Below are 25,663 nucleotides of genomic sequence, written 5' to 3'. Positions count from 1 at the left end.
CACGTTCGCACGGCAATCCAGGAAGGAAGCCCATTCATGGCAGACGGCCAGCGGCTATCAGATGCCCAAGTAGTCAAGCTCGAGCAGGACATCGCGACGAAGTTCGAGTCGATCAAGGGGCAGGTCCACCGCCTCCAGGGCACCATCGACAGCCTCGAGAGCGGTCAGTGGAAGGGCATCGGTGCCGGTGCCTTCAACACCAAGCAGTACGAGATCAACACGTCCCTGGTGCGGATCGGCAACATCCTCACCAAGTTCCTCGAGGCCATGAGCGCCACCCGGAAGATCAAGGACGGCACCGAGGACGACGTCCGTCAGGCCGTCAACAGCATCAACGTGTACGACGGAGCCCCGAAGTCGAGCCTCAGCGGGTTCTGAGCGAGTGCCGTCCTCGGACACCCGGGGCCGGATCCGTCGATGCACAACATGAAGGAGTGGAGTGAGTATGGCCGGCAACAGCCACGATGAACTCGTAGTCAAGTACGGGGCCCTCGACGCCGCCGCGACCGAGATCGGCAACCAGGCGAAGCAGCTCGAGCAGGACCTGGAAGAGATCAAGAAGATGGTCGCCAGCGTTGCCTCCGGCTGGGAGGGCGAGGCCCACAACATGTACAAGCAGCAGCAGGCCCTCTGGGACAAGGAAGCCCGGGACATCCACCAGGCCCTGGTCTCCATCGCGCAGGTCGTCGGCCGCGCCGGCGGTGACTACATGGGCGGCGACAAGAAGGCCGCCAGCTACTACGCGTAGCGCTGATGAGCACAGGTCACCGGGGTGGGCGCGCGCGGGAGGCGCCCACCCCGAACTGTGCCCTGATCACAGGGTTCCTGAGAAGCGGCACCGCGCTGTGCGCCCTGCCGGTGTTCCAGGCGCGTTCCCACGCGCGCGGGGCGGCGCGCCAGGAGCCGTTCCGCGGCGTCAATCGCCGTCAGCCGGCGTCCACGGCGGCGGAAGCCACCTCGCCGTCCTGGACCTGGCGTGCGCGCTCGGCGAACGTGGAGGCGAACTCGGCCACCAGGTCGTCGCTCATGTCGACCCCGGCCGCGGACTCCCCGGTGGTCAACATGAGCGCGCTGCCCACACGTACTTGAACGAGCGTGCTTTTCGTCCGCTCGTCGAAGGAAGAGCCCGGCCCGACCACGGCGTCGCGCTGGTCGCCGATGTCGCCGACATTCACGACCCGCGACTTCGGGACGCGCGCCTTCCACGCCTTCCATACCCGGCCGTACGCGGATTCGGCCGTGTCCGCGTCCTCATAGGACATGATCATGAAGGTGAACCGGGGCTTGTGAGTGCCCTGGAACAGCGAGACGCCCGCGAAGCGCACGTCTTCGCACGAGGCACGGGTGTAGCACCGTACGAGACCCTGAGACCTGGCCTTCTTCAGGGATTCCGCGGTGGGCTCCGCCGTGATGTCCCAGCCGGGGACGGCCTTCTCGTCCGGCAGTACGTCGCGCGTCGTCCTGGCGTCGAGCGGAGTCCCCTCGTCCGTGTCCGTACCACAAGCGGCGAGGAGTGGGAGGAGGGCGAAGGCGGCGACGATCCGGTGGCGGCGGTGGGACAGTCCCAGCATGATCCGAAGCTTTCCTGAGTGTGAGAAGAGGAGTGGGGAGCCCGTCGAGTCTTCGCTTCAGGCGCAGGCGCCCGACTTCTCGACCGACGTCGTGTAGTCCGCGATCAGGCTCTTCATCGCGGCTTTGTCGCTCCGGCCGGACGCGTAGAGCTGCAGTGTGGCGAAGAGCGCCTGACCGGGGTGCTCCGACGTCTCACACCCCTCGGTCCTGCCCACGGCGCCGGTGCCGGAGTACAGGTACTTCCCGGACCCGGTGACCGTGCCGGGGCTCACCTTCGCGTGAGCGGCCGCCACATCGGACACACCTTCGTCCTTGTCCCACCAGATCTGTCCGGCCACCAGGGCGACCTTGTCGTCCACGGTGACGCTGCACCGCCTGGTCCCTCCGTTGGGTGTCTGCGTCCGGGCGGACACCTTCTTCCCGGGCGGCAGCAACGAATCCAGCAGTTCGGGCTGGACAGGGGCTCCGCAGAGAGACTCCGGGAGCGCGTACTCGCGCTTCTCCTCCTGCGAGCAGCCCGAGAGGGCCGTTCCCAACACGACGGCGGCGGTCAGGGCGACCGTCCGCAATCCCGGAACATGTCGAAGACGCAGATGCCGCAAAGCCGTATGCCTCTCTGTGCGGAAGGAGCGCGACGCAAGACCTGGGGGTGAGGCGGGGGCGGTCACGTCAGATGTCCGTCTTGAGGTCGGATGCCATGGCGCTGACGTTCGTGCCGGACTCCTTGAAGCCGCGCTGCGCACCGTCCCGAGCCCATTCTCCGACGTCGGGCAGATCGGTTCGCCTGTGGCCCTTGGCCGCTTCCTCGGCAGCCATCTCCGTGTACTTGCTGTTGCTGTCCAGGCCGGTTTCCCAGTACTCGCCCATCACCGGCCCGGCGTCGTCCTTGGCCTTGCCCTCGGCGTCCTTGAAGATCTCTTCGAGGACCATGCTCGTGGCCGTTCCAGCGGCGCCGCCGGCCGCCGCACCTCCGACGGGACTGGTGATGAAGGACGCGCCGACTCCGGTGACGGTACCGACCGCACCCGAGATGAAGTTCTTCCGCTGGGCGATGGAGTGTTCGTAGGCCTTGTCCTTCTCCTCAGCCTCACCGGCGACGGCCTCCGCCCGGCCCTGTGCCAGCGTTCCCGACACCTCACCCGATCCCTTCGCGATCTGCTCGACCACGAACTGCGGGTCTTGGGCGTAGCGTTCGCCCGCCGGGAGGTCGGGATTCAGGTGATACTCCATCAGCCTGGACATGTAGTCCTTCTGGCCCACCTCGACCGCGGCGTACCCCTCGGGGTTCTGGCCGACGGTGAAGAGGAAACGCGTCACGTCCCGGTGGTCGAGCTCGGCTTCGGTACCCGCGACCGGGAAGAGGCGGTCGGTGTCCCCGTCACCGTCGTCGGTCATGGCCCGGTTGATGTCCGGAAGGTACTCCGACGCGATCTGTCCGAGGCTGTCACTCATGTATCCGTGGTCGGTGACCCGCTCGTTGTTGTCCGAGACGGACGCGACGAGGCTCTCCATCAGCTTCGCCTGCTCCGCGTTGTGCGGCGGAGTGTCCGAAGTAGGCAGCTCACCCGCCGGATGCCCCGTCGTCGCCGCCTCCAGGGCGAGCGCCAGATTGTTGCGGCCCGCGATGCTGTCCTCGCCCTTGTCGTCCTGGTCCATGGGCCAGTCGCGCTCTTCGAAAAGGTAGTCGAAGTTGGACAGCGAGCGCTTGACGTCCTTGCCGTCCTTCTTCTCGGTGAAGTCGTGGTCCTCGTCCTTGGTGACGAAGTCGCCGTTGAAGAACTCCGTTGCGGCGTCGGGGCTGTTCGACAGCGCCTTGAGATAGCCGGTCATCGGGTCCCAGCCGGAGTCCGTGCCGGTGCGGTTGACGAGCGGGTCCATGCCCATGCGCTGCCAGGCGCCGTGCCGGCCGTTGCCCGTGAACTTCTTCTCCGCGTCGATCAGCTTGTCGCCGTAGTCGACCAGGAACCTGTCGTCGTAGTCGCCCCACCGCATCAGGTTGGACATGACCTGGGCGCCGAGGGGGAAGCCGCCGTTGCGGCCGACGGGCTTGTCGACCAGGTCGACCATCCCGCTCTTCCACTCCGTCATGCCGGCCGTGTCGCTCTGGGTGGCGTTGGCCAGCGTGAGGCTCAGGTTCTTCTGGAGATCGTCGTACTGGTCCACCCGCTTGCTGCCCACCGCGTAGGCGCTGTGCGGGTCGTTGAGCCCGGTCCAGAAGTCGAGCGTGCCCCTCGGCCCGAGGTTGCGGGCGAACTCCTCCGCGAACAGGTCGTCGTTGGCGTACTTCTTCAACCCGGCGTTCAGGCGGTCGAAGTCCTCGACGGTGAGGTCCTCCGTCTTCTTCCGCGCCAGTGCGGCCAGTTCGTCGGCCTCCTTGACCGCGTCCGCCGCCGCGTCCCGGTTCGCGTAACTCGCGTCGGAGAAGCCGAGCCTGCTCTGGTCGACCAGTGCCTGGAGCACCTTGCCGGCCGAGTCGTCGCTCGCCGTCGCGTCGTCGAGGATCTTCTGGACCTCGTCGCGCAGGGCGGTGACGTCCTGCGCGACGTGTTCGGGGACCGTCGTCCCCTTCGCCGCGCGGTCGGGGTGGATGTTCATCGTGACGGTGAAGCCGCCGCCCGCGGTGGTGATCACGGTGAGGTTCTTCTTCTCGCCGCGTGAAATGGCCTCGTTGAGCTTGGTCTTGTAGCCCTCGAGTTCGGTGAGAGTGTCCCGGAGGATGTTCCTGATGGACGTCGCCTGGGTGTGGGCGTCCGCGAACTCACCGGCGGTCTTGCCGACGAACTCCTTGGAGACGGTGGCGTTCTGGCCGGTCCAGGCGGCCTTGTTGGCGGCGCCTCTGAGTCCCTTGTCGGCGGACTCCTTGAGTTCGTCGAGATCGCCGATCATGGTGGTCCAGTCAGTGACCGCCTCTTCGAGCAGCTTGAAGTCGGCGAAGCGGAGCGCGTCGAGGTCCATCAGTCGCCCTTCTTGTCCTTCTTGTCGTCCTTCTCGGCGTACGCGGGGTTCTTCTCGCCCGGAGCGCCCACGCGTTCGTCGAAGCCCGCGTCCAGGACGTCGATGCTGCTCATCTGCCGCCGGATGTAGTGGTCGTCGCCGGTGTGGAGCTTCTTGGTGACGCTCATGTGGTTGGAGATGTGGGCGCACGCGTCGCGCAGGGAGGACAACTGCTCGTCCCAGCGGGAGGAGACGTGCTGAAGTCCGCCGCCGAGGGCGAAGCCCTGCCGGGTGAGGTCACCGGCCGCCTTGTCACTGCTCGGCACGGCCCTGCGGCCCTTGTTCCACAGGTCGTTGTAGAGCGTGAACGCGTGCTCGCCGATCTTCGCCAGGTCACCCTGGTTCACGGTGAGGTCCCCGTACTGGGCGGGGTCCACGACCCGGCCGCCGCCTCCGCCCGGCTCCAGCTGATTGAGCTGCATGTGGTCGTCCGACCGCCGCTCGGCAGCCTGCGACTTCAACTGCTCCCACTCGTCCCACGCCATGCGCGAACCCCTCCCGTGTCCCCGTCGAACCCGCCCCCAAGGACGAGACCCACTCCGTCACTCACCAACTGGTCAGATCCATGAGGCCAAATCAAGAGCCTTCACGGACCTCACCATCTTCTCCACCGCCCCTGGCACACGTCTTTGCAACTCTCGGATGCGACCAACGGTGGGGCAATGAAACCATTCGGCATACTGTTTGCTTTATCGCCAAGTTCAAGCGGGTGCATCGGAGAAGACGTCAGTGCGGCCAAGAGACGAACTCCACGCTGCCTGTGTGCCGCACGCAGGACTATGCGGATGCCTGCAAAAGCTCATTCACCTTCCTTCTCGGTCACTTCGACGGGCAGTCCTGCCTCATCGCTGCACTTCAATTGCGTGGCTACGTGACGTGCTACGGAGTTGAGGATGTTCATCCTGTCGCTGCTTTTGAAACTTCCCTTCAGTTTGCTTCCTGTGCTGAACATTCCTGCGTTGACGTACTCGGTGTTCTCTTTGCCGTCGCTGGACTGGCAGCGAAAATACAAAGAAGTCGAATCATTACCCTTTGTGCTTGCGTAGGCTCCGATGTCATAAAAAACCGTCTTGCGTGCCTGGTTCTGATCGGTCTTCTCTCGGTCGGGGTAGCGGTCTGCTGCCTTGAAATCGATCTGGATCAGGGGAATTCCGCTGTCGTCATCCGCCCTGTAGACCGTACATCTGCTGCGTTCGGGCGTCTCCTTGTGAAGATGGGAAGCGGCCTTCTCCAAGGAGAACCTGTTCGGCTCGCCGACCTCGTTCGTTCCTGTGAGTTCAGTAAACCTTCCGGTTCCGGCGAGTCTGCGCAGAGAGTCCGCCGCTGATTTATTCAGCGTACCGTCGCAGATCCGACCGGGCGGACGGCCGGGCATACTCTTGTCGTCCTCGCCCGAACATCCGGAGAGCGCCAGCAGGAATGTCGCACTCAGCGCACCCCACCGGATTCGACCACGGTAGGCGCGCACGGCGCCTACGCTGATGCTGTCGTGTCGCCTCATCGATCAGTCCTTGTAGGGAGGGAGACCGCGCAGGTCATCTTCGTCGGAGCCTGTCGAAACGTAAGTGGTCCGCAACTGTCGGGCGACATCGTCGGCATCTGCTTTGCCGCCGTACTTTGCATAGTCTTCGAAGTATGCATCGTAACTTTTCCCCAGCGTGTCTGCTCCCTTATTGTAAAATTGCTGACTCGTCAATTGGGATTGCTCGATATGGTCTTGCTCCGCTTTGTCGACGGCTCTATCGGTCTCTTGCCCAATGAATGTGTTCAGAGCCTCCCCCGTGAGGTCTGCTGCAATGGGGGCGAGTGCGACGCCGGCATACTGAGCGCCGGGCAAAGGAAGGAAAGCGATTCCGGTTCCAACTGCAGCGCCCGCAAAGTACTTTCCCCACTCAGCTGACCTGCCGAGCGATTTGTTCGCATCCTCCGAGCCCGCCTTGAAATCGGTCTCGGCTTGCTGGACCCGTGCGTGATCCAGGATCCCTCGCGCCTCCGCCTCCATGAACAGGGCGTCCTTGCCGTGCTCATAGCCCGCCTGGTTAGTTGGCGGATTGGAGTCGAGAAGGCTCAGGGTATAAAGATGCTGGCCCGCCGTGACGATGCCATGCGAGGTCTCGTCCTGTCCGAGCACGCTGAGGAAATTGATGGCCCCCTGATTGCCGAAGTCAGCTCGATCGCGGTACATGGCGGGGAAATCGCCGGTGTCTCGCCCGTGATCGCCGATACCCGACAGGCTGTAATTGATATCGTCGATGTAGGCGGAGCCCATTTTGCCGAGGCTGTCAGCCAACTCCGGTTGCTCATGCAGCAATTTTGCGCCGTCCTGGTCGCCGAAGAGGTAGGCCACCTGTTCCATAACGCCCGCTGCCGCCGGGGTGCGGCGGTCTCCGCTGCCGGGAACCACAGAATTATCGCCAGCTGTCGCAGATGCGTCGTAGGCGTAGCCGGTGGTTGCGGCTTCGAGGGCGTGCCCCAGGGCGTCTCGTCCAGCCATGATCTTGCCGTTGCCGCCCTCCGACGCAGGGTCGTTCAACCAGTGGCGGTCGATAAGGTAGCTAAGATTTTCATTGACTTCCGGTTCGCTAGTGACTCTCCCCTTCGTTCCTTCAGGTGCGGAGAAGAACTCTGTTGAGGCATCAGGATTGTGCCCGAGGGCCTCCAGGAATCCGGTCATGGGATCCGAACCGCCGTCGCTGTCTGTGCGGTTGAGATACCAGTCGGCGCCAGTACGCCGCCATGCGCCATGTTTTCCATCGCCGGTGAACTTCTTGTCCGTCTCGACAAGTTTGTGGCCGTAGTCGTTCAGGAACTGGTCGTCGAAATTCCCCCACCGCATGAGGTTGCTCATGACCTGGACGCCAAGGGGGAATCCGCCAGTTTTGGAGAGCGGCTTGTCACCGAGCTCCACCACTCTGCTCTTCCACTCCGTCATGGCAGCGGTGTCGCTCTGGGTCGCGCTAGCGAGGGTGAGGCCGAGGTGCTGCTGCAGATCGTCGAGCTGTTCGCGTCGCGCGCGGTAGAGTTTTGGATTGGTTGCGGGTGAACTGACGTTCGTCCAGAACTCGAGCGTGCCTTTGGCGCCGAGCTTGGTAGCGAATTCTTCCGCGAAGAGATCGTCGTTGGCGTATTTCTTCAGGCCGGAGTTGAGCCTGTCGAAGTCCTCGACGCTGAGGTCCTCCGGCTTCTTCTTCGCCAGTGCGGCGAGTTCGTCGGCTTCCTTGACGGCGTCGGCGGCGGCGTCCCGGTTCGCGTAGCTGGCGTCGGAGAAGCCGAGCCTGCTCTGGTCGACCAGTGCCTGGAGCACCTTGGCGGCCGAGTCGTCGCTCGCCGTCGCGTCGTCGAGGATCTTCTGAACCTCGTCGCGCAAAGCCGTGACCTCGTCGGCGTCATGACTGGGTTGCGCCACACGATCAGGGTGGACATGCGTGGCCACCGTGAAGCCGCCGCCGGCGTTGGTGGTCACGGTGAGGTTCTTCTTCTCGCCGCGCGCGATGGCGTCGTTGAGCTTGGTCCTGTAGCCCTCGAGTTCGGTGAGAGTGTCTCGGAGGATGTTCCTGATGGACGTCGCCTGGGTGTGGGCGTCCGCGAACTCACCGGCGGTCTTGCCGACGAACTCCTTGGAGACGGTGGCGTTCTGGCCGGTCCAGGCGGCCTTGTTGGCGGCGCCTCTGAGTCCCTTGTCGGCGGACTCCTTGAGTTCGTCGAGGTCGCCGATCATGGTGGTCCAGTCGGTGACCGCTTCTTCGAGCAGCTTGAAGTCGGCGAAGCGGAGCGCGTCGAGGTCCATGAGTCGCCCTTCTTGTCCTTACTTCTTGACGGCCGTTGGTTCCGGCCACCCCGCCTCGTCAGTACGACACCTCCGGCACAAGTCCCGTCTGCACCAGCGGCTTTCCGCGCTTCCTGGAGACGAAGACGCCCCGGCCCACCGGCATCGGCCGGGGCCTGACCCCGCCGAGGATGTCGCCCTCGCCCGGGTCACCGGCCATCACCACACCCTGCGCGCCCAGTTCCTTCATGCGCTGCATGAACGGCTCGTACGCCGCGCGCCCCGCACCCGCGGTCGACCGCGCGATGATGAAGCGCACGCCGACGTCCCGGGCGAACGGCAGGAGTTCCGTCAGTCCGCCCAGCGGGTTCCCGCTCGACGTGGAGACCAGGTCGTAGTCGTCCACGATCACGTACACCGTCGGCCCCTGCCACCAGCTCCGGTCCCGCAGCTGCTGCGCGGTCACGTCGGCCGTGGGCGTCCGGCGCTGCATGAGGTCCGCGAGCGCCGTCATGTGGTGGTCCATGGCGTTGGACATCGGGATGTACTCCGCCAGGTGCGTGGACGGCGTGACGTCCAGCAGGGAGCGCCGGTTGTCGACGACGAACAGCTTGCACTCGTCGCCCGAGTAGCGCTCGGTCAGCTGCTTGATGAGCAGCCGCAGCAGATTCGACTTGCCGGTCTCGCTCTCGCCGAAGACGAGGAAGAACGGGTCCTGCTCGAAGTCGACGAAGACGGGTTCGAGGTTGTCCTCGTCGAGCGCGAAGGCCACCCCGCGCCGCGGGAACCGGTCACCGGGCGGCAGCTGCCCGGCCGGGAACTCCCGCGGCAGCAGCCGGACTTCGGGCGCACCCGGCGCCTGCCAGTGCCGGGCGACCTCCGTCGTCAGCGCCGCCGTGGCGTCGGCGAGGTCCGTGTCCGAGGTGAGCCCGTCGATCCGCGGGACGGCGGCCATGAAGTGCAGCTTCTGCGGCGACTGGCCACGCCCCGGCACGCCGGTGGGGACGTTCGCCGCCACCTTGCGGTCCAGCTCGGAGTCCATCGTGTCGCCGAGCCGCAGCTCCAGACGGTTCATCAGGTGGTCCTTGAGGTTGGACCGCACCTCCATCGACCGCGACGCGCTCAGCACCACGTGGATGCCGTAGCCGAGGCCCCGCGCCGCCATGTCGAGGACGACCTGCTCCAGACCCTCGTAGTCCGCGCGGAAGTTGCCCCAGCCGTCGATGACGAGGAAGACGTCGCCCCACGGCTGCTCGGTCACGGAGATCTCCCCGCGGGCCCGCTTGGTGCGGAACTCCGCGATGGACGAGATGCCGGACGAGCGGAAGTACTCCTCGCGCCGGGTCATGACGCCGTACACCTCGGCGACCGTGCGGCGCACCCGCTCGGGGTCGAGCCGGGACGCGACACCGCCGACGTGCGGCAGCCCGGCGATCGCCGACAGGCCGCCACCGCCGAAGTCGAGCCCGTAGAACTGCACTTCGTACGGTGTGTGGGTCAGGGCGAACGCGGCGATCAGCGTCCGCAGCAGTGTCGACTTGCCGGACTGCGGACCGCCGACGATCTGCATGTGGCCGGCCGCGCCCGAGAAGTCGACCCACAGCGGGTCGCGGCGCTGCTCGTACGGCTTGTCGACGAGGCCGACGGGGACCACGAGGCGTCCCGCCCCCTCGTACCCGGGCTGGGTCAGCCCCCGGCCCTGGACCGCCGTCAGACCCGGCAGCAGCCCGTCCAGCGACGGCGGGCTGTCCAGCGGCGGCAGCCACACCTGGTGCGCCGCCGGCCCCTGTGCCTCCAGCCGGCGCACGATCACGTCCAGGACGGTGTCGGCGAGCGCGTCGTCCGTGTCGGAGGACGCCTCCGGCCGCTGCTGGGGCACGGTCACGTACCGCACGGGCACCTCGGCCGCCGTGAACACCACGGGACGCCGGTCCACCGGCAGCGGGCCGCCCAGCGCGGCGGCCTGCGCGGAACCCGAGCGGTACACCCCGGAGACGTACGCCGCCTTGAAGCGCACCATCTCGTCCGTGCCGTACTTCAGGAAACCCGAACCGGGCACGTTCGGCAGTTCGTAGGCGTCCGGCACGCCCAGCGCCGCACGCGACTCGGCGGCGGAGAACGTCCGCAGACCGACGCGGTACGACAGGTACGTCTCCAGTCCGCGCAGCCGGCCCTCCTCCAGGCGCTGCGACGCCAGCAGCAGGTGCACGCCGAGCGAACGGCCGATGCGGCCGATCTGCACGAACATCTCGATGAAGTCCGGCTTGGCGCTGAGCAGTTCACTGAACTCGTCGATCACCAGGACGAGCGACGGGATCGGCTGGAGCGGGGCGCCGGCCGCGCGCGCCTTCTCGTAGTCGTGGATGTTCGCGTAGTTGCCCGCGTCGCGCAGCATCTCCTGGCGGCGGTTGAGCTCGCCGCGGATGGAGTCGCCCATGCGGTCGACCAGGGTCAGGTCGTCCGCGAGGTTGGTGATGACGGCCGCCACGTGCGGCATCTGCGCCATGCCCGCGAAGGTGGCGCCGCCCTTGAAGTCCGCGAGGACGAAGTTGAGGGTCTCCGAGGAGTGCGTGACCGCGAGGCCGAGCACCAGGGTGCGCAGCAGCTCCGACTTGCCGGAACCGGTGGCGCCCACGCACAGGCCGTGCGGGCCCATGCCTTCCTGGGCCGCCTCCTTGAGGTCCAGCATCACGGGCCGGCCGTCCTCGCCGACACCGATCGGCACCCGCAGCCGCTCGGCCAGCGAACGCGGCCGCCAGGTGCGCTTGGTGTCCACCGACGCGGCGTCCCCGAGGCTCAGCAGATCGGTGAACTCCAGGTTGGCGAGCAGCGGTTCGTCGTCGTCGCCGCCCGACGCCATGCGCAGCGGCGCCAGTTGCCGGGCGAGCGCCTCGGCGGACTCGTAGGAGAGGGCGTCCGGGATCCCCTCGTAGACGACCCCGTGCCCGGACTCCAGGTGCAGTTCGTTCGGCTGGACCACGATGGAGAGGTCGCCCGGCGCGCCCGTGAGCTCCCCGGGCACGACCTCGATGACCGTCACCCCCTGCAGGCCTTCGGGGGAGGCGAGGACGGAACCGGGAAGCAGCGACAGGCCGTCGAGTACGACGACGATGTGCGGTTCGTCGGCCAGCGGGGCGGCGTTCGGGTGGAAGCGCGGGCGGCCGGTGAGACGGCCGGCCAGCAGGTCCTCCAGCTCACGGGAGTCGCTGCCGATCAGCCGGCGGGTGCCCGCGCCGTCCACCGCGCCGGGCACCTGGACGTGCGGCAGCCACTTGGCCCACTCCCAGTGCGGCAGGGACTCGCGCCCGGCCGCGACCACGATGACCAGGTCCTCGGGGGAGTGCAGCGAGGCCAGCGAACCGGTCAGGGCGCGCGCGGAGGCCCGTACGGACTGCGGCTCACCGCTGACGGTCACGTGGTAGAAGGCGCGCAGCGACACGGCCATCGGCAGGTCGTCCAGCGTGCTGTGGGTGGCCACGAACCGCCGCATGGCGCCCGCGGTCAGCGGCTCCAGCTGGTCGACGGGACCGGTCTCGGGGGTGAGCAGCGGGGTGGCGAGCGACTGCGGGCCGAGCCCGATGCGCACCTGCGCGAAGTCCTCGTCACCCGGGCGGCGTTCCCACAGCCGGCTGCCCTCGGCGACCAGCGCCCACAGCTGCTCGGGGGAGGGGTGCAGGTAGTACTGCGCGTCGCGCTGCGCCTTCGCGGTGCCGAGGGCCGCGCGCCGGGTCTGCGACAGATAACTCAGGTAGTCGCGCCGCAGATCGGCGAGCTGGCCCTGGGAACCGCGCCGGGAGCGGACCACCATCGCGATGGACATGGCCACCGTCGAGGCGATCATCACCATGCCCATGATCTTCATGAACGGCTGCCCGTTCGTGAAGAAGAAGACCACCGAGCCGCCCATGCCGAGGGTCGGCAGCAGCTGCATCAGGACGCTCTCATGATGACCGCGCGGCAACTCGGGCGGAGGCTGCAGGACAACCTCGTCCGTGGGCACCTCGGACGGCAGCGCCCGCGGCGGGCGCTTCACGACGATTTGGCTCACTGCTCACCAATTCCCTTGCCGGCCCCAGGGTCTTCCGCCCGCCGCCCCGTGTCAGGCGGGCGGAGGCCGCCGCGTGATCCTACTGACTTCACAGCGGACCGGTGGGCGGTAGGGTGCCGGATGTTCGCGTGAGCACACGCGAACGAGGCCGGGGAATCAGGGCATTTCGCGCCATGTGAAGGTGCGCGGAGCCCGCCGCTCGGCCTGACGGGCGCCGGTTCCGCGTCGCGCCGAGCGATCGGCGCGGTGCACCAGGAAACCGGAGCAACAGGCGCAGGACCTTCACGGCGCAGTTCCACAACCATCACTGAGGGGGAGCAGCAGGTGAGCATGACGGCCTCCGCGACGACCACCGGAGCCGGCGGCCCCGGAACCGGGGCCCCTTCCGGGGCGGGCACCGGACTCGGTTTCTGCCGGGTCACCATCGTCGCGCCGGACAGCCGGATCGACGTGGCGCTGCCCGACGACATCCCCGTCGCCGACATCTACCCGGAGATCCTGCGGCTCTCCCGCCAGAGCCCCGCCGAGGGCGCCCCGGTCGGCTACCACCTCGTACGCCGCGACGGCACGGTCCTCGACAGCTCCCGCTCCTTCGCCGCCCAGCGCATTCTCGACGGCGAACTCCTCACGCTGCGCCCCTTCTCCGAGTCGCTGCCGCCCGCCGTCTTCGACGACGTGTCCGAGGCGGTCGCCTCCGCGGTCACCCGGGAGCGCACCCTGTGGAACGGCGACCTGACCCGCGCCGCGGGCCTCGTCGGCGGCGGTGTCCTGCCCGCCCTGCTCGCCTTCGTCGCGTGGACCGCCGACCCGCTGCACGACATGCACAGCCTGCCGGGCATCCTCGCGGCCGTCACCGGCGTGCTCCTGGTCGTCGTCGCCGCCGTGCGCGCCCGGGTCTACGACGACCGGGCCTCGGCGATCGCGCTCGGACTCGGTGCCCTGCCGAACACCGCGGTGGCCGGCTCCGGACTGCTGGCCCTCGCCGAGGGCCAGGGCGTGGGCAAGCTCCAGTTCCTGCTGGGCTGCGCGGCGGTCCTGGTGGCCTCGGTGGTCCTCACCCTGTGCTCCCCGCGGGGCGACGGCCCGTTCGTGGCCTTCGTGTGCGCCTCCGCCATCGGCGTGCTCGCCGTGTTCGTCTCGCTCCTCGCGCACTGGACGCCCACCGAGACCGCCGCGCTGTGCGCCCCCGTGGCCGTGGGCGCCCTGGCCTTCCTGCCCGGCCTGTCCATGCGCTTCGCCCGCCTGCCCATCGGCTTCGACCCGCCGGACAGCGACCGGCGCGGCGCGTACGGCGCCGACCCCGTGCAGCCCGAGCCGGTGGACGCCGAGCGCATCCAGGCCCAGGCCCGGCGCGGCCACGAACTCCTCGTCGGCCTGGTCGGCGGCTGCGCGCTGGTCGCCGTCGCGGCCTGCGCGGTGCTCGGCTTCTCCGACGACCTCTGGGGCCAGCTGCTCGCCTGCGCGACCGGTGTCGCCCTGCTGATGCGCGCCCACCTCTTCCGCTACACCGCGCAGGTGGCGCCCATCCTGGCCGCCGGTCTCGCCGCCCTCGTCCTGCTCGGCCTCGGCCTGGCGCTGAACCCGCCGCACGCCCTGATGCGCGACGCCCTGGCGGGCGACCGCTCGGCGCTGGACCTGCGCACGGTCTGGCTCGTCGCGGTGATCGCGGCGGCCGCAGCGCTGGTCACCGCGCTCGGCCTGATCCTGCCGCGCGGCGGGGTCACCCCGTTCTGGGGCCGCTTCCTGGAGATTGCCGAGGGCTTCGTCCTGCTGACGTTGGTCCCGCTCGCTCTGGCGGTCTTCGACGTGTACGCGGCAGCCCGAGCCATGACCAGCTGAGGGCGGGCCCGCCGCCTCGCACACCCCTCCGGCCGGTCGGATCACGGCACGGAGGGGGCCGGCGGACGGTCGAGAAGTCCACGGCAGGCTTCACGGCTGCGCGGCGGGGCGGAAACCCTGGACGCGGGCCGCACCTCCGCCGTCCAAGCCCTGGACGCGGGCCGCACCGCCGTCGTTCAAGCCCCCGGCGCGGCACCGCCCGCCGGGAGCGTGGTCACGACGCGGAATCCGCGTCCACCCCACCGCCCGGCGCCGACTCGAGATCGAACTCCCCGTCCCGCGCTCCGAGCACGAAGGCGGTCCACTCCGCCTCCGTGTAGCGAAGGACCGTGTCCGGGTCCAGCGAGGACCGCATGGCCACGGCGCCGGCCGGCAGATACGCGATCTCGACCCGCTCCTCGTGCTCCTCCGTACCCGGCGCGCTGTGCCACTCGACGCCCGAGATGTCGAGGGCGTAGAGCTCGTCCTTCTCGCGCTCCTTGCGGGCCCTGACATCCTTGTCCTGTGCCTCGGCCATGGCGAAGCGACCCCTTCCCGGTGTACCGACGATCCGAGCGCTCACCCTAGTGGCCGGGCCCTCCCCGGTAGGGGTGCTTCCGGGACCCGGGCGAGCGGGTCCTCCCAGGCTGGTACGCTGTGTGACGGCCGTTTGTGTACGCACCCCCGGAGCCCCGCGTTCTGGAGGTCGCGCCCAGCGGATCCCCGCCTACCGAGTCACGGAAGCTCCCCTGAGATGTGGACCAGGGGCACTCGGTGGCCATCAGAAGACTACGAGGAGTACGCGTGCCGCTCGACGCCGCTACGAAGAAGCAGCTCATCACCGAGTTCGGTCAGAAGGAGGGCGACACCGGCTCCCCCGAGGTCCAGGTCGCCATGCTGTCCCGCCGGATCTCGGACCTGACCGAGCACCTGAAGACGCACAAGCACGATCACCACTCCCGCCGTGGTCTGCTGATCCTGGTCGGCCAGCGTCGCCGCCTGCTGCAGTACCTGGCCAAGAAGGACATCCAGCGCTTCCGTGCGCTGGTCGACCGCCTGGGCATCCGCCGCGGTGCGGCGGGCGCCAAGTAAGACGCCGTGAAGGGAGCGGTTCCCACCTCAGGATGGGACCGCTCCCTTTGCTGTACGTGCGGAGTGTCGCCGCCCCTTTGTAATGTGGTAGCACGACACACCACGTACGACACAGCGTGACTGCGCCTACCCGCACCGGGTAGAGCGAGATCACACACTGAACGAGGAGAAGCGCGCCTCGCCGCCGCCGGTCCTCGGTAGTGGCCCCCGGGGGAAGCAAGCCCGGGTGCTTCGATCGAAGACCGGCCCGCACCAGAAGGAGCGCTTCTCCGCCACCGTCCCCCTGTCACACGGGCAGGAAGGACGAAAGACGAAAAGTATCGGAGAAAACGCTAGTGGAGAACGAGACCCACTACGCCGAGGCCGTTATCGACAACGGTTCCTTCGGCACCCGCACCATCCGTTTCGAGACGGGCCGCCTGGCCAAGCAGGCCGCCGGCTCCGCCGTGGCGTACCTGGACGACGACACCATGGTGCTGTCGGCCACCACCGCCTCCAAGAACCCCAAGGACCAGCTCGACTTCTTCCCCCTCACGGTGGACGTCGAGGAGCGGATGTACGCCGCCGGCAAGATCCCCGGCAGCTTCTTCCGCCGTGAGGGCCGTCCCTCCGAGGACGCCATCCTCACCTGCCGTCTCATCGACCGCCCGCTGCGCCCGTCCTTCAAGAAGGGCCTGCGCAACGAGATCCAGGTCGTCGCGACGATCATGGCGCTCAACCCCGACCACCTGTACGACGTCGTCGCGATCAACGCCGCGTCCGCGTCCACGCAGCTGGCCGGCCTGCCCTTCTCCGGCCCGATCGGCGGCGTCCGCGTCGCGCTGATCAACGGCCAGTGGGTCGCGTTCCCGACGCACACCGAGCTCGAGGACGCCGTCTTCGACATGGTCGTCGCCGGTCGCACCCTCGAGGACGGCGACGTCGCGATCATGATGGTCGAGGCCGAGGCCACCGAGAAGACCATCCAGCTGGTCGCGGGCGGCGCCGAGGCGCCGACCGAGGAGGTCGTCGCCGCCGGTCTGGACGCCGCGAAGCCCTTCATCCGGGTGCTCTGCAAGGCCCAGGCCGACCTCGCCGCCAAGGCCGCGAAGCCGACCGGCGAGTTCCCCGTCTTCCTCGACTACCAGGACGACGTCCTGGAGGCGCTCACCGCCGCCGTCAAGGACGAGCTCTCGCAGGCCCTCACCATCGCGGGCAAGCAGGAGCGCGAGGCCGAGCTGGACCGCGTCAAGGGTCTGGCCGCCGAGAAGCTGCTCCCGCAGTTCGAGGGCCGCGAGAAGGAGATCTCCGCCGCGTACCGCTCGCTGACCAAGTCCCTGGTCCGTGAGCGCGTCATCAAGGAGAAGAAGCGCATCGACGGCCGCGGTGTCACCGACATCCGCACCCTGGCCGCCGAGGTCGAGGCCATCCCGCGCGTGCACGGTTCCGCACTGTTCGAGCGTGGCGAGACCCAGATCCTGGGCGTCACCACCCTGAACATGCTCCGCATGGAGCAGCAGCTGGACACCCTCTCCCCGGTGACCCGCAAGCGCTACATGCACAACTACAACTTCCCGCCGTACTCCGTCGGTGAGACCGGCCGCGTCGGTTCGCCGAAGCGCCGCGAGATCGGCCACGGCGCCCTCGCCGAGCGCGCCATCGTGCCGGTGCTGCCGACGCGCGAGGAGTTCCCCTACGCGATCCGTCAGGTGTCCGAGGCCCTCGGCTCCAACGGCTCGACGTCGATGGGCTCGGTCTGCGCCTCGACCATGTCGCTGCTGAACGCCGGTGTGCCGCTGAAGGCCCCCGTCGCCGGTATCGCCATGGGCCTGATCTCCCAGGAGATCAACGGCGAGACGCACTACGTCGCCCTCACCGACATCCTCGGTGCGGAGGACGCCTTCGGCGACATGGACTTCAAGGTCGCCGGTACCAAGGAGTTCGTGACCGCCCTCCAGCTCGACACGAAGCTGGACGGCATCCCCGCCTCCGTCCTGGCCGCGGCCCTCAAGCAGGCCCGCGACGCCCGCCTCCACATCCTCGACGTGATGATGGAAGCGATCGACACGCCGGACGAGATGTCCCCGAACGCCCCGCGGATCATCACGGTCAAGATCCCCGTGGACAAGATCGGTGAGGTCATCGGCCCCAAGGGCAAGATGATCAACCAGATCCAGGAGGACACCGGCGCCGACATCACGATCGAGGACGACGGCACCATCTACATCGGTGCCGCCCAGGGCTCGCAGGCCGAGGCCGCCCGTGCCACGATCAACGGCATCGCCAACCCGACCATGCCGGAGGTCGGCGAGCGCTACCTGGGCACGGTCGTGAAGACGACCACCTTCGGTGCGTTCGTGTCGCTGCTCCCGGGCAAGGACGGTCTGCTGCACATCTCGCAGATCCGCAAGCTCGCCGGCGGCAAGCGCGTGGAGAACGTCGAGGACGTCGTCGGCGTGGGCCAGAAGGTCCAGGTCGAGATCGCCGAGATCGACTCCCGCGGAAAGCTCTCCCTCATCCCCGTGATCGAGGGCGAAGAGGGCGACGACCAGAAGGACGACACCGACAAGTGACGTCGAGCAGCTCCACGGCGACGGCCCGCACCTCCTCGGAGGCGCGGGCCGTCGCCCGTACCCAAACCCTCATCGAGGGCCGCAACGGCATCGGCACGGTCCGTAAGACCACCCTCCCCGGTGGCCTGCGCATCGTCACCGAGACCCTGCCCTCCGTCCGCTCCGCCACCTTCGGCATCTGGGCGCACGTCGGCTCCCGTGACGAGACGCCGGCACTGAACGGCGCCACGCATTACCTGGAGCACCTCCTCTTCAAGGGCACGCGGCGCCGCTCCGCCCTGGACATCTCCTCCGCCATCGACGCGGTCGGCGGCGAGATGAACGCGTTCACGGCGAAGGAGTACACGTGCTACTACGCACGCGTGCTCGACACCGACCTGCCGCTCGCCATCGACGTCGTGTGCGACATGCTCACCGGCTCGCTGATCGAGCAGGCCGACGTGGACGCCGAGCGCGGCGTGATCCTCGAAGAGATCGCCATGACCGAGGACGACCCGGGCGACTGCGTGCACGACCTGTTCGCGCACACGATGCTCGGCGACACCCCCCTCGGCCGCCCGGTCCTCGGCACGGTCGACACGGTCAACGCCCTGTCGGCCGACCGCATCCGCCGCTTCTACCGCAAGCACTACGACCCGACGCACCTCGTCGTGGCGTGCGCGGGCAACGTCGACCACAACAAGGTCGTACGGCAGGTCCGCGCGGCCTTCGAGAAGGCGGGCGCCCTCAAGGGTCCCGAGGCGGCTCCGGTCGCCCCCCGCGACGGCCGGCGCACCATCCGCACCGCGGGCCGCGTCGAGCTGCTCGGCCGCAAGACCGAGCAGGCGCACGTCGTCCTCGGCATGCCGGGCCTGGCGCGCACCGACGACCGGCGCTGGGCGCTCGGCGTCCTGAACACCGCCCTGGGCGGCGGGATGTCCTCCCGCCTGTTCCAGGAGGTCCGCGAGAAGCGCGGTCTGGCGTACAGCGTGTACTCGTACACCTCGGGCTTCGCCGACTGCGGTCTGTTCGGCGTGTACGCGGGCTGCCGCCCGTCCCAGGTGCACGACGTGCTCAAGATCTGCCGGGACGAGCTCGACCACGTGGCCGAGCACGGTCTCTCGGACGACGAGATCGGCCGTGCCGTCGGGCAGCTCCAGGGTTCGACGGTCCTCGGCCTGGAGGACACCGGCGCGCTGATGAACCGTATCGGCAAGAGCGAGCTGTGCTGGGGCGACCAGATGTCCGTCGACGACATGCTGGCCCGGATAGCGGCGGTCACCCCGGACGAGGTCCGCTCGGTCGCCCACGAGATCCTGGGCCGGCGGCCCTCGTTGTCGGTGATCGGCCCGCTCCGGGACAAGCAGGCGTCCCGGCTGCACGATGCGGTCGCTTAACCCCCGTCTCAGTTAAGGAACCAAGCAATGAGCAAGCTGCGCGTGGCGGTCCTCGGTGCGAAGGGCCGGATCGGGGCCGAGGCGGTACGAGCCGTCGAGGCCGCCGAGGACCTGGAACTGGTGGCCGCGCTGGGCCGGGGCGACTCACTGGAGGCGCTGACCGCGTCCCGCGCCGAGGTCGCGGTCGAACTGACCACACCGGACTCGGTGATGGACAACCTCGACTTCTGCGTCCGCAACGGCATCCACGCCGTGGTCGGCACGACCGGCTGGAACGACGAGCGGCTCGCGCGGCTCGACGCCTGGCTGTCCGGCTCCCCGGAGACGGGCGTGCTCATCGCGCCCAACTTCTCCATCGGCGCCGTGCTGACCATGAAGTTCGCCGAGGTGGCCGCGCCGTACTTCGAGTCGGTCGAGGTCGTCGAGCTGCACCACCCGAACAAGGTGGACGCCCCCAGCGGCACCGCCACGCGCACGGCCCAGCTCATCGCCGCCGCCCGGGAGCGCGCCGGCAGCGCCGCCCAGCCGGACGCCACGACGACCACCCTGGACGGCGCCCGCGGCGCGAACGTCGACGGGGTCCCGGTGCACGCGGTCCGCCTGCGCGGCCTGCTCGCCCACCAGGAGGTCCTGCTGGGCGGCGAGGGCGAGACCCTGACCATCCGGCACGACTCGCTGCACCACAGCAGCTTCATGCCGGGCATCCTGCTCGGGGTGCGCCGCGTCGTGACCACCCCGGGCCTCACCTTCGGCCTGGAACACTTCCTGGACCTCGGCTGAGCCGGGGGCGGGGACCGACAGCAGACAGCAGATAGCAGAGACATGCGCGCGAAGATCACATACGCCATCACGGCGGCCGTCCTGGTCGCCTACTTCGGGCTGGTCGGCTGGCGCGGAGTCCTGCTCGTCCGGACCGGCACGCTCCTCACCGTCACCTTCGGCGTCTCCGTGCTGATCCTGCCGGTCATCGGCGTCTGGTTCCTCTGGAAGAACACCCAGTTCGTGCGCAAGGCCAACCGGCTCGCCGCCGAGCTCGACGCCGAGGGCGGCCTGCCCGTCGACGAGCTGAAGCGCACGCCGGGCGGCCGCATCGACCGCGACTCGGCCGATGAGGTCTTCGCCCGGCGCAAGGCCGAGACCGAGGACTCCCCGGACGACTGGCGCAGCTGGTTCCGGCTGGCGGTCGCCTATCACGACGCCCGCGACACCCCGCGCGCCCGGAAGGCGATGCAGCGCGCGATCGCCCTGCACGAGGGCCGCTCCGTCCAGGTCTGACGGATGGCACCGGCGCACACCGGAGGGCAGGGCACCAGGAGTACGGCGAAGGGGCCGGCCCGCACCAGGCGGACCGGCCCCTTTTCCGGGCCTTGACGGGCCGCTCAGGCCCTGCGGTACTCGTCGGCCCACACCTCCACGGCGTCCGCCGCCCGGTCGAAGGCCTCCATGCGCGCCAGGAAGTCGGCACCGTGCGTGGTGAGCAGCGGCACCAGGTCCTCCGGCGAGCGGCCCTTGCGTACGAGGACCAGCGCCTGCCCCTGCACCGTGCGCGGCAGCCCGAGCCAGCGCACCGGCTGCTGGACCGTGCGCACCGCGCCGACCTGCTCCCAGGGAGTCGTGCTCGTACGCAGGAAGCTCACCCGGCGCAGTCCGTTCGCGCTGACCCACACGCCCATCCGCAGGAGCCGCAGCGCGCACAGTATGACGACGAGAGCGCCGGCCAGGCAGACGGCGGCGCCGGCCGTCGTCCCGGTGAGCGCGATGATCACGGCGGCGAAGAGCACGTAGGAGGCCAGCAGCAGGACGAGCGCGGCCGCGCCCACCCGCCAGGGACCGGGCCGGTACGGACGCCGCCACTGGTCGCGGTCGTCGAACGGCAGTGCGAGATCGTCCGCTGCCTCGTCAAAAGCGCGGTCCGCCGTCAGGAAGGGCAGGGGCACGACTGATCCTCACTCAATCCACGCATGGGGTATGCCCGGTGAGGTTATCGAGCCGGATCCCCGCTCACCACCCTTGGGGGGCCATGGGGGTGCCTGTGGGCCGTCCGGGCGGGCGGGCGCGGGTCAGCGCCCGTCGGAGGCCTGGGAGTGCTGCGTGGCCGGGACCGACCGGTCGAGCGAGAGGGAGGGCATCCCGATGAGCAGTGAGCCCACGAGACCCGCGACCACGGTCAGGCCTATGAGCCAGCGGCCGGCCAGCTCGCCGGCGGAGGGGCGCCGGCGCGGCGGGGGAGCGACATTGCTGCGGAACCTGTCGGCCTCGGCGATGAAGGCGAAGGGAACGGGCTCGCGCCGACGGAACATGGGCGGTTCTTCTCCTCTGGTGACTCGAAGGTATCTCTGTCACCGATACAGACGTACGAACGGGCCGAGAGGTGCCCGATTCCGCCGATTTCCCCGCGGAGGGGGACAGGTGTTCCCCGTGCCGCCGCGCCGTAGAGTGGCGGCGTTGAGAGCTGTGATGGAAGGACCCCTCGAATCGTGACCGACACCCCCGCCGACGATCCCAAGATCGAACTCCGCAGCGACGTCACCGTCGAGCTGGTGAAGCACAGTGCCGCCGACTCCGACGTGCTGTTCGCCGCCCGCGTCTCGACGGTCGGAGAGCAGTCCCTGGACGAGCTGAACAAGGACCCGGAGCGCTCGAAGGGACTGATCAACTACCTCATGCGGGACCGGCACGGCAGCCCCTTCGAACACAACTCGATGACGTTCTTCGTCAGCGCCCCGATCTTCGTCTTCCGCGAGTTCATGCGTCACCGCGTGGGCTGGTCGTACAACGAGGAATCAGGCCGCTACCGGGAGCTCCAGCCGGTCTTCTACGTCCCGGACGAGTCCCGCAGGCTGGTCCAGGAGGGCCGCCCTGGGAAGTACGTCTTTGTGGAGGGCACGCCCGAGCAGCGGGAGCTGGTGGCGGACTCCATGGACGAGTCGTACGCCGAGTCCTACCGGACCTACCGGAAGATGCTCGCGGCCGGCGTGGCCCGCGAGGTGGCCCGCGCCGTGCTCCCGGTGGGCCTCTACTCGTCGATGTACGCCACGTGCAACGCGCGCTCGCTGATGCACTTCCTCGGCCTGCGCACCCAGCACGAGCTCGCCAAGGTCCCGTCCTTCCCGCAGCGCGAGATCGAGATGGTCGGCGAGAAGATGGAGGCGGAGTGGGCCAAGCTCATGCCGCTCACGTACGCCGCCTTCAACGCGAACGGCCGCGTCGCGCCGTAACGCGCTTCCGCGCGCCATCCGGCACAGATGTACGCATCAGCCGGTCGAAGTGTCCGTATTGCGGCATTTCTAGAAGTTCATCTAGCCTGATCAAACGGACCCGGCACTGCTTGAACCCCCGAGCAGGCAGTGCCGGGCTCCGCATTTGTCCCCACTTGTCGCCTGCCCCGAGGGCAGACCCCGCGTTGAGCAGCGAGTAGCGTGTCACCCATGGCTCCGACCTCCACTCCGCAGACCCCCTTCGGGAGGGTCCTCACCGCCATGGTCACGCCCTTCACGGCGGACGGCGCACTCGACCTCGACGGCGCGCAGCGGCTCGCCGCCCACCTGGTGGACGCAGGCAACGACGGCCTGGTCATCAACGGCACCACCGGCGAGTCACCGACCACGAGCAACGCGGAGAAAGCCCAGCTCGTACGGGCTGTGGTCGAGGCGATCGGCGACCGGGCGCACGTGGTCGCGGGCGTCGGCACCAACGACACGCGCCACAGCATCGAGCTCGCCCGCGACGCCGAGAAGGCCGGCGCGCACGGCCTGCTCACCGTCACGCCGTACTACAACAAGCCCCCTCAGGAGGGCCTGTACCGGAACTTCACGGCGATCGCCGACGCGACCGAGCTGCCCGTGATGCTCTACGACATCCCCGGCCGCAGCGGCGTCCCGATCAACACCGAGACGATCGTCCGCCTCGCCGAGCACCCGCGGATCGTCGCCAACAAGGACGCCAAGGGCGACCTCGGCCGCGCCAGCTGGGCCATCGCCCGCTCCGGCCTCGCCTGGTACTCCGGCGACGACATGCTCAACCTCCCGCTGCTCTCCGTAGGCGCCGTCGGCTTCGTCTCCGTCGTCGGCCACGTCGTCAGCCCGGAACTGCGCGAGCTGCTGGACGCCTACCTCCAGGGCGACGTCCACAAGGCGACCGAGATCCACCAGAAGCTGCTCCCCGTCTTCACCGGCATGTTCCGCACCCAGGGCGTCATGACGACCAAGGCCGCGCTGGCCCTCCAGGGCCTGCCGTCCGGACCGCTGCGCGCCCCGATGGTCGAGCTGTCCCCCGAGGAGACCAACCAGCTCAAGATCGATCTTGCCGCCGGCGGGGTACAGCTCTGACAAAGACTTCACAACTGAATACGCACGACCCGCAGGCGTCCGCCTGCACCCACACAGACAACTGCTACTGCACGAACGTCACGCGCGCCACGTGCCTTGCCAGGTACGTGGCGCGCGTGGTGAGGAGAGTCTTTTGAGTCATCCGCATCCTGAACTCGCGCCGCCGCCGAAGCTTCCCCAGGGCGGCCTCCGGGTCACCCCGCTCGGCGGTCTCGGCGAAATCGGCCGGAACATGACCGTCTTCGAGTACGGCGGCCGCCTGCTGATCGTCGACTGCGGAGTGCTCTTCCCCGAGGAGGAGCAGCCCGGAATCGATCTGATCCTGCCGGACTTCACGTCCATCAGGGACCGCCTCGACGACATCGAGGGCATCGTCCTCACGCACGGCCACGAGGACCACATCGGTGGCGTGCCCTTCCTGCTCCGCGAGAAGCCGGACATCCCGCTGATCGGCTCCAAGCTCACCCTCGCGCTCATCGAGGCGAAGCTCCAGGAGCACCGCATCCGCCCGTACACCCTCGAGGTGGCGGAGGGGCACCGCGAGCGCATCGGCCCGTTCGACTGCGAGTTCGTCGCGGTCAACCACTCCATCCCGGACGCCCTCGCGGTGGCCATCCGCACCCCCGCGGGCATGGTCGTGCACACCGGCGACTTCAAGATGGACCAGCTCCCGCTGGACGGCCGCCTCACCGACCTGCACGCCTTCGCGCGTCTGAGCGAGGAGGGCATCGACCTCCTCCTCTCGGACTCCACGAACGCCGAGGTCCCGGGCTTCGTCCCGCCCGAGCGCGACATCTCGAACGTGCTGCGCACGGTCTTCGCCGGCGCCCGCAAGCGGATCATCGTGGCGAGCTTCGCCAGCCACGTGCACCGCATCCAGCAGATCCTGGACGCGGCCCACGAGTACGGACGCCGGGTCGCCTTCGTCGGCCGCTCGATGGTCCGCAACATGGGCATCGCCCGGGATCTCGGCTATCTGAAGGTCCCGCCGGGCCTGGTCGTCGACGTGAAGACCCTGGACGACCTGCCGGAGCACGAGGTCGTGCTCGTCTGCACCGGCTCGCAGGGCGAACCGATGGCCGCGCTGTCCCGCATGGCCAACCGCGACCACCAGATCCGCATCGTCCAGGGCGACACGGTGATCCTGGCGTCGTCGCTCATCCCGGGCAACGAGAACGCGGTCTACCGCGTCATCAACGGCCTGACCCGCTGGGGCGCCAACGTCGTCCACAAGGGCAACGCCAAGGTGCACGTCTCGGGCCACGCCTCCGCGGGCGAGCTGCTGTACTTCTACAACATCTGCAAGCCGCGGAACCTGATGCCGGTCCACGGCGAATGGCGCCACCTGCGCGCCAACGCCGAGCTCGGCGCCCTCACCGGCGTCCCGCACGACCGCATCGTCATCGCGGAGGACGGCGTCGTCGTCGACCTCATCGGCGGCAAGGCCAAGATCTCCGGCAAGGTCCAGGCGGGATACGTGTACGTCGACGGCCTCTCGGTCGGAGACGTGGGCGAGCCCGCGCTGAAGGACCGCCGCATCCTCGGCGACGAGGGCATCATCTCGGTCTTCATGGTGGTCGACTCCAGTACCGGCAAGATCACCGCGGGCCCGCACATCCAGGCCCGCGGCTCCGGTATCGACGACAGCGCCTTCTCGGACGTCGTCCCCAAGATCACGGAAGTCCTGGAGCGCTCGGCCCAGGACGGGGTCGTCGAGCCCCACCAGCTGCAGCAGCTCATCCGCCGCACGCTGGGCAAGTGGGTCTCGGACAACTACCGCCGGCGCCCGATGATCCTCCCGGTCGTCGTCGAGGTCTGACCCCGGCCACGCCCCAACCTGGAGCGGGCGGCCCCGATTTGCATCGGGGCCGCCCGCTCCAGTACGTTTACGGCTCCGCCCGAGGGGAACCCGACGTGACTATGCGTTGGACCACCTCGACCGGGTGGAAATTCCGACTCAGAGTCTCTGATAAAGTCGGAGTCGCCGGAAAGGGAAACGCGAAAGCGGAAACCTGGAAAGCACCGAGGAAATCAGAACCGGAAACGGTCTGATAGAGTCGGAAACGCAAGACCGAAGGGAAGCGCCCGGAGGAAAGCCCGAGAGGGTGAGTACAAAG

The 25,663-nt window shown here is 68.5% G+C and carries 21 protein-coding genes; 11 read left to right on the top strand and 10 right to left on the bottom strand.

Going from position 1 to position 25,663, the window contains the following annotated elements; genetic code table 11:
* The first annotated feature begins 36 nt into the window (after window positions 1–36).
* A complete protein-coding gene (locus tag ACFYQQ_RS35485; protein WP_355779908.1) occupies window positions 37–378 on the top strand; it encodes a WXG100 family type VII secretion target in 342 nt (113 codons plus the stop codon).
* A 67-nt stretch (window positions 379–445) separates the two neighbouring features.
* Window positions 446–748, top strand: a complete 303-nt coding sequence (locus ACFYQQ_RS35480) for a WXG100 family type VII secretion target (protein ID WP_355779906.1) — start codon at window positions 446–448, stop codon at window positions 746–748.
* A 178-nt stretch (window positions 749–926) separates the two neighbouring features.
* On the opposite strand, the gene ACFYQQ_RS35475 is transcribed toward ACFYQQ_RS35480, so the two are convergent.
* The 7 genes from ACFYQQ_RS35475 to eccCa form a co-directional block, all read right to left on the bottom strand.
* Entirely contained in the window at window positions 927–1,571 is a 645-nt protein-coding gene (locus ACFYQQ_RS35475) for a hypothetical protein (RefSeq protein ID WP_355779903.1), read from the bottom strand.
* 57 nt (window positions 1,572–1,628) lie between these two features.
* Window positions 1,629–2,141 carry a hypothetical protein gene (locus ACFYQQ_RS35470; protein ID WP_355779900.1) on the bottom strand — a complete coding sequence of 171 codons (513 nt, stop codon included), beginning with the start codon at window positions 2,139–2,141 and terminating at the stop codon, window positions 1,629–1,631.
* Window positions 2,142–2,241: 100 nt separating this feature from the next.
* A complete protein-coding gene (locus ACFYQQ_RS35465; protein ID WP_356243216.1) occupies window positions 2,242–4,527 on the bottom strand; it encodes a hypothetical protein in 2,286 nt (761 codons plus the stop codon).
* On the bottom strand, window positions 4,527–5,051 hold the full coding sequence (locus ACFYQQ_RS35460) for a hypothetical protein (RefSeq protein ID WP_355792067.1): 525 nt from the start codon (window positions 5,049–5,051) through the stop codon (window positions 4,527–4,529). Before ACFYQQ_RS35460 ends, ACFYQQ_RS35465 begins: the two co-directional genes overlap by 1 nt.
* A gap of 314 nt (window positions 5,052–5,365) precedes the next feature.
* Complete coding sequence (locus tag ACFYQQ_RS35455) at window positions 5,366–6,067, bottom strand: hypothetical protein (protein WP_355792070.1); 702 nt, start codon at window positions 6,065–6,067, stop codon at window positions 5,366–5,368.
* A 3-nt stretch (window positions 6,068–6,070) separates the two neighbouring features.
* Window positions 6,071–8,353, bottom strand: coding sequence for a DUF6571 family protein (locus ACFYQQ_RS35450; protein ID WP_356243214.1), 2,283 nt, complete (start codon window positions 8,351–8,353; stop codon window positions 6,071–6,073).
* Between the two features lie 58 nt (window positions 8,354–8,411).
* The gene (eccCa, locus tag ACFYQQ_RS35445) at window positions 8,412–12,380 is read right to left on the bottom strand and encodes a type VII secretion protein EccCa (protein WP_355783454.1); all 3,969 of its coding nucleotides are present in this window, start codon (window positions 12,378–12,380) and stop codon (window positions 8,412–8,414) included.
* Window positions 12,381–12,710: 330 nt separating this feature from the next.
* Here eccCa and eccD point away from each other — a divergent pair, with 330 nt between their 5' ends.
* The gene (eccD, locus tag ACFYQQ_RS35440) at window positions 12,711–14,219 is read left to right on the top strand and encodes a type VII secretion integral membrane protein EccD (protein ID WP_388906813.1); all 1,509 of its coding nucleotides are present in this window, start codon (window positions 12,711–12,713) and stop codon (window positions 14,217–14,219) included.
* Between the two features lie 214 nt (window positions 14,220–14,433).
* Here the strand turns inward: eccD and ACFYQQ_RS35435 are convergent, their stop codons facing one another.
* Window positions 14,434–14,736 carry a DUF397 domain-containing protein gene (locus tag ACFYQQ_RS35435; RefSeq protein ID WP_355783448.1) on the bottom strand — a complete coding sequence of 101 codons (303 nt, stop codon included), beginning with the start codon at window positions 14,734–14,736 and terminating at the stop codon, window positions 14,434–14,436.
* Between the two features lie 266 nt (window positions 14,737–15,002).
* Here ACFYQQ_RS35435 and rpsO point away from each other — a divergent pair, with 266 nt between their 5' ends.
* The 5 genes from rpsO (at window position 15,003) to ACFYQQ_RS35410 (ending at window position 20,493) form a co-directional block, all read left to right on the top strand.
* Window positions 15,003–15,290, top strand: a complete 288-nt coding sequence (rpsO, locus tag ACFYQQ_RS35430; protein ID WP_020128575.1) for a 30S ribosomal protein S15 — start codon at window positions 15,003–15,005, stop codon at window positions 15,288–15,290.
* 335 nt (window positions 15,291–15,625) lie between these two features.
* Complete coding sequence (locus ACFYQQ_RS35425; protein WP_355783445.1) at window positions 15,626–17,842, top strand: polyribonucleotide nucleotidyltransferase; 2,217 nt, start codon at window positions 15,626–15,628, stop codon at window positions 17,840–17,842.
* The gene (locus ACFYQQ_RS35420; RefSeq protein ID WP_356170855.1) at window positions 17,839–19,218 is read left to right on the top strand and encodes a pitrilysin family protein; all 1,380 of its coding nucleotides are present in this window, start codon (window positions 17,839–17,841) and stop codon (window positions 19,216–19,218) included. Before ACFYQQ_RS35425 ends, ACFYQQ_RS35420 begins: the two co-directional genes overlap by 4 nt.
* A 27-nt stretch (window positions 19,219–19,245) precedes the next feature.
* Complete coding sequence (dapB, locus tag ACFYQQ_RS35415) at window positions 19,246–19,998, top strand: 4-hydroxy-tetrahydrodipicolinate reductase (RefSeq protein ID WP_355789701.1); 753 nt, start codon at window positions 19,246–19,248, stop codon at window positions 19,996–19,998.
* A gap of 42 nt (window positions 19,999–20,040) precedes the next feature.
* On the top strand, window positions 20,041–20,493 hold the full coding sequence (locus ACFYQQ_RS35410) for a tetratricopeptide repeat protein (RefSeq protein WP_355789699.1): 453 nt from the start codon (window positions 20,041–20,043) through the stop codon (window positions 20,491–20,493).
* A gap of 104 nt (window positions 20,494–20,597) precedes the next feature.
* On the opposite strand, the gene ACFYQQ_RS35405 is transcribed toward ACFYQQ_RS35410, so the two are convergent.
* Together ACFYQQ_RS35405 and ACFYQQ_RS35400 are read right to left on the bottom strand one after the other, a co-directional pair.
* Window positions 20,598–21,155, bottom strand: coding sequence for a hypothetical protein (locus tag ACFYQQ_RS35405; protein ID WP_356170846.1), 558 nt, complete (start codon window positions 21,153–21,155; stop codon window positions 20,598–20,600).
* A 123-nt stretch (window positions 21,156–21,278) separates the two neighbouring features.
* Window positions 21,279–21,518 (bottom strand): hypothetical protein, encoded by a 240-nt coding sequence (locus tag ACFYQQ_RS35400; protein ID WP_355786019.1) that lies wholly within the window; start codon window positions 21,516–21,518, stop codon window positions 21,279–21,281.
* Between the two features lie 177 nt (window positions 21,519–21,695).
* On the opposite strand from ACFYQQ_RS35400, the gene thyX reads away from it, so the two are divergent.
* The 3 genes from thyX to ACFYQQ_RS35385 all read left to right on the top strand — a co-directional run bounded on the left by thyX (window position 21,696) and on the right by ACFYQQ_RS35385 (window position 25,365).
* Complete coding sequence (gene thyX, locus ACFYQQ_RS35395) at window positions 21,696–22,436, top strand: FAD-dependent thymidylate synthase (protein ID WP_355786017.1); 741 nt, start codon at window positions 21,696–21,698, stop codon at window positions 22,434–22,436.
* Between the two features lie 210 nt (window positions 22,437–22,646).
* Complete coding sequence (dapA, locus tag ACFYQQ_RS35390; protein ID WP_355786014.1) at window positions 22,647–23,546, top strand: 4-hydroxy-tetrahydrodipicolinate synthase; 900 nt, start codon at window positions 22,647–22,649, stop codon at window positions 23,544–23,546.
* A 133-nt stretch (window positions 23,547–23,679) separates the two neighbouring features.
* Complete coding sequence (locus ACFYQQ_RS35385; RefSeq protein WP_356170841.1) at window positions 23,680–25,365, top strand: ribonuclease J; 1,686 nt, start codon at window positions 23,680–23,682, stop codon at window positions 25,363–25,365.
* Window positions 25,366–25,663: the final 298 nt, after the last annotated feature.

The sequence above is a fragment of the Streptomyces sp. NPDC005496 genome, from assembly GCF_042872045.1.
Lineage (GTDB): Bacteria > Actinomycetota > Actinomycetes > Streptomycetales > Streptomycetaceae > Streptomyces.
Note: the sequence above shows the minus strand (reverse complement) of the source record. Positions and strands in the feature narration are given on the sequence as shown.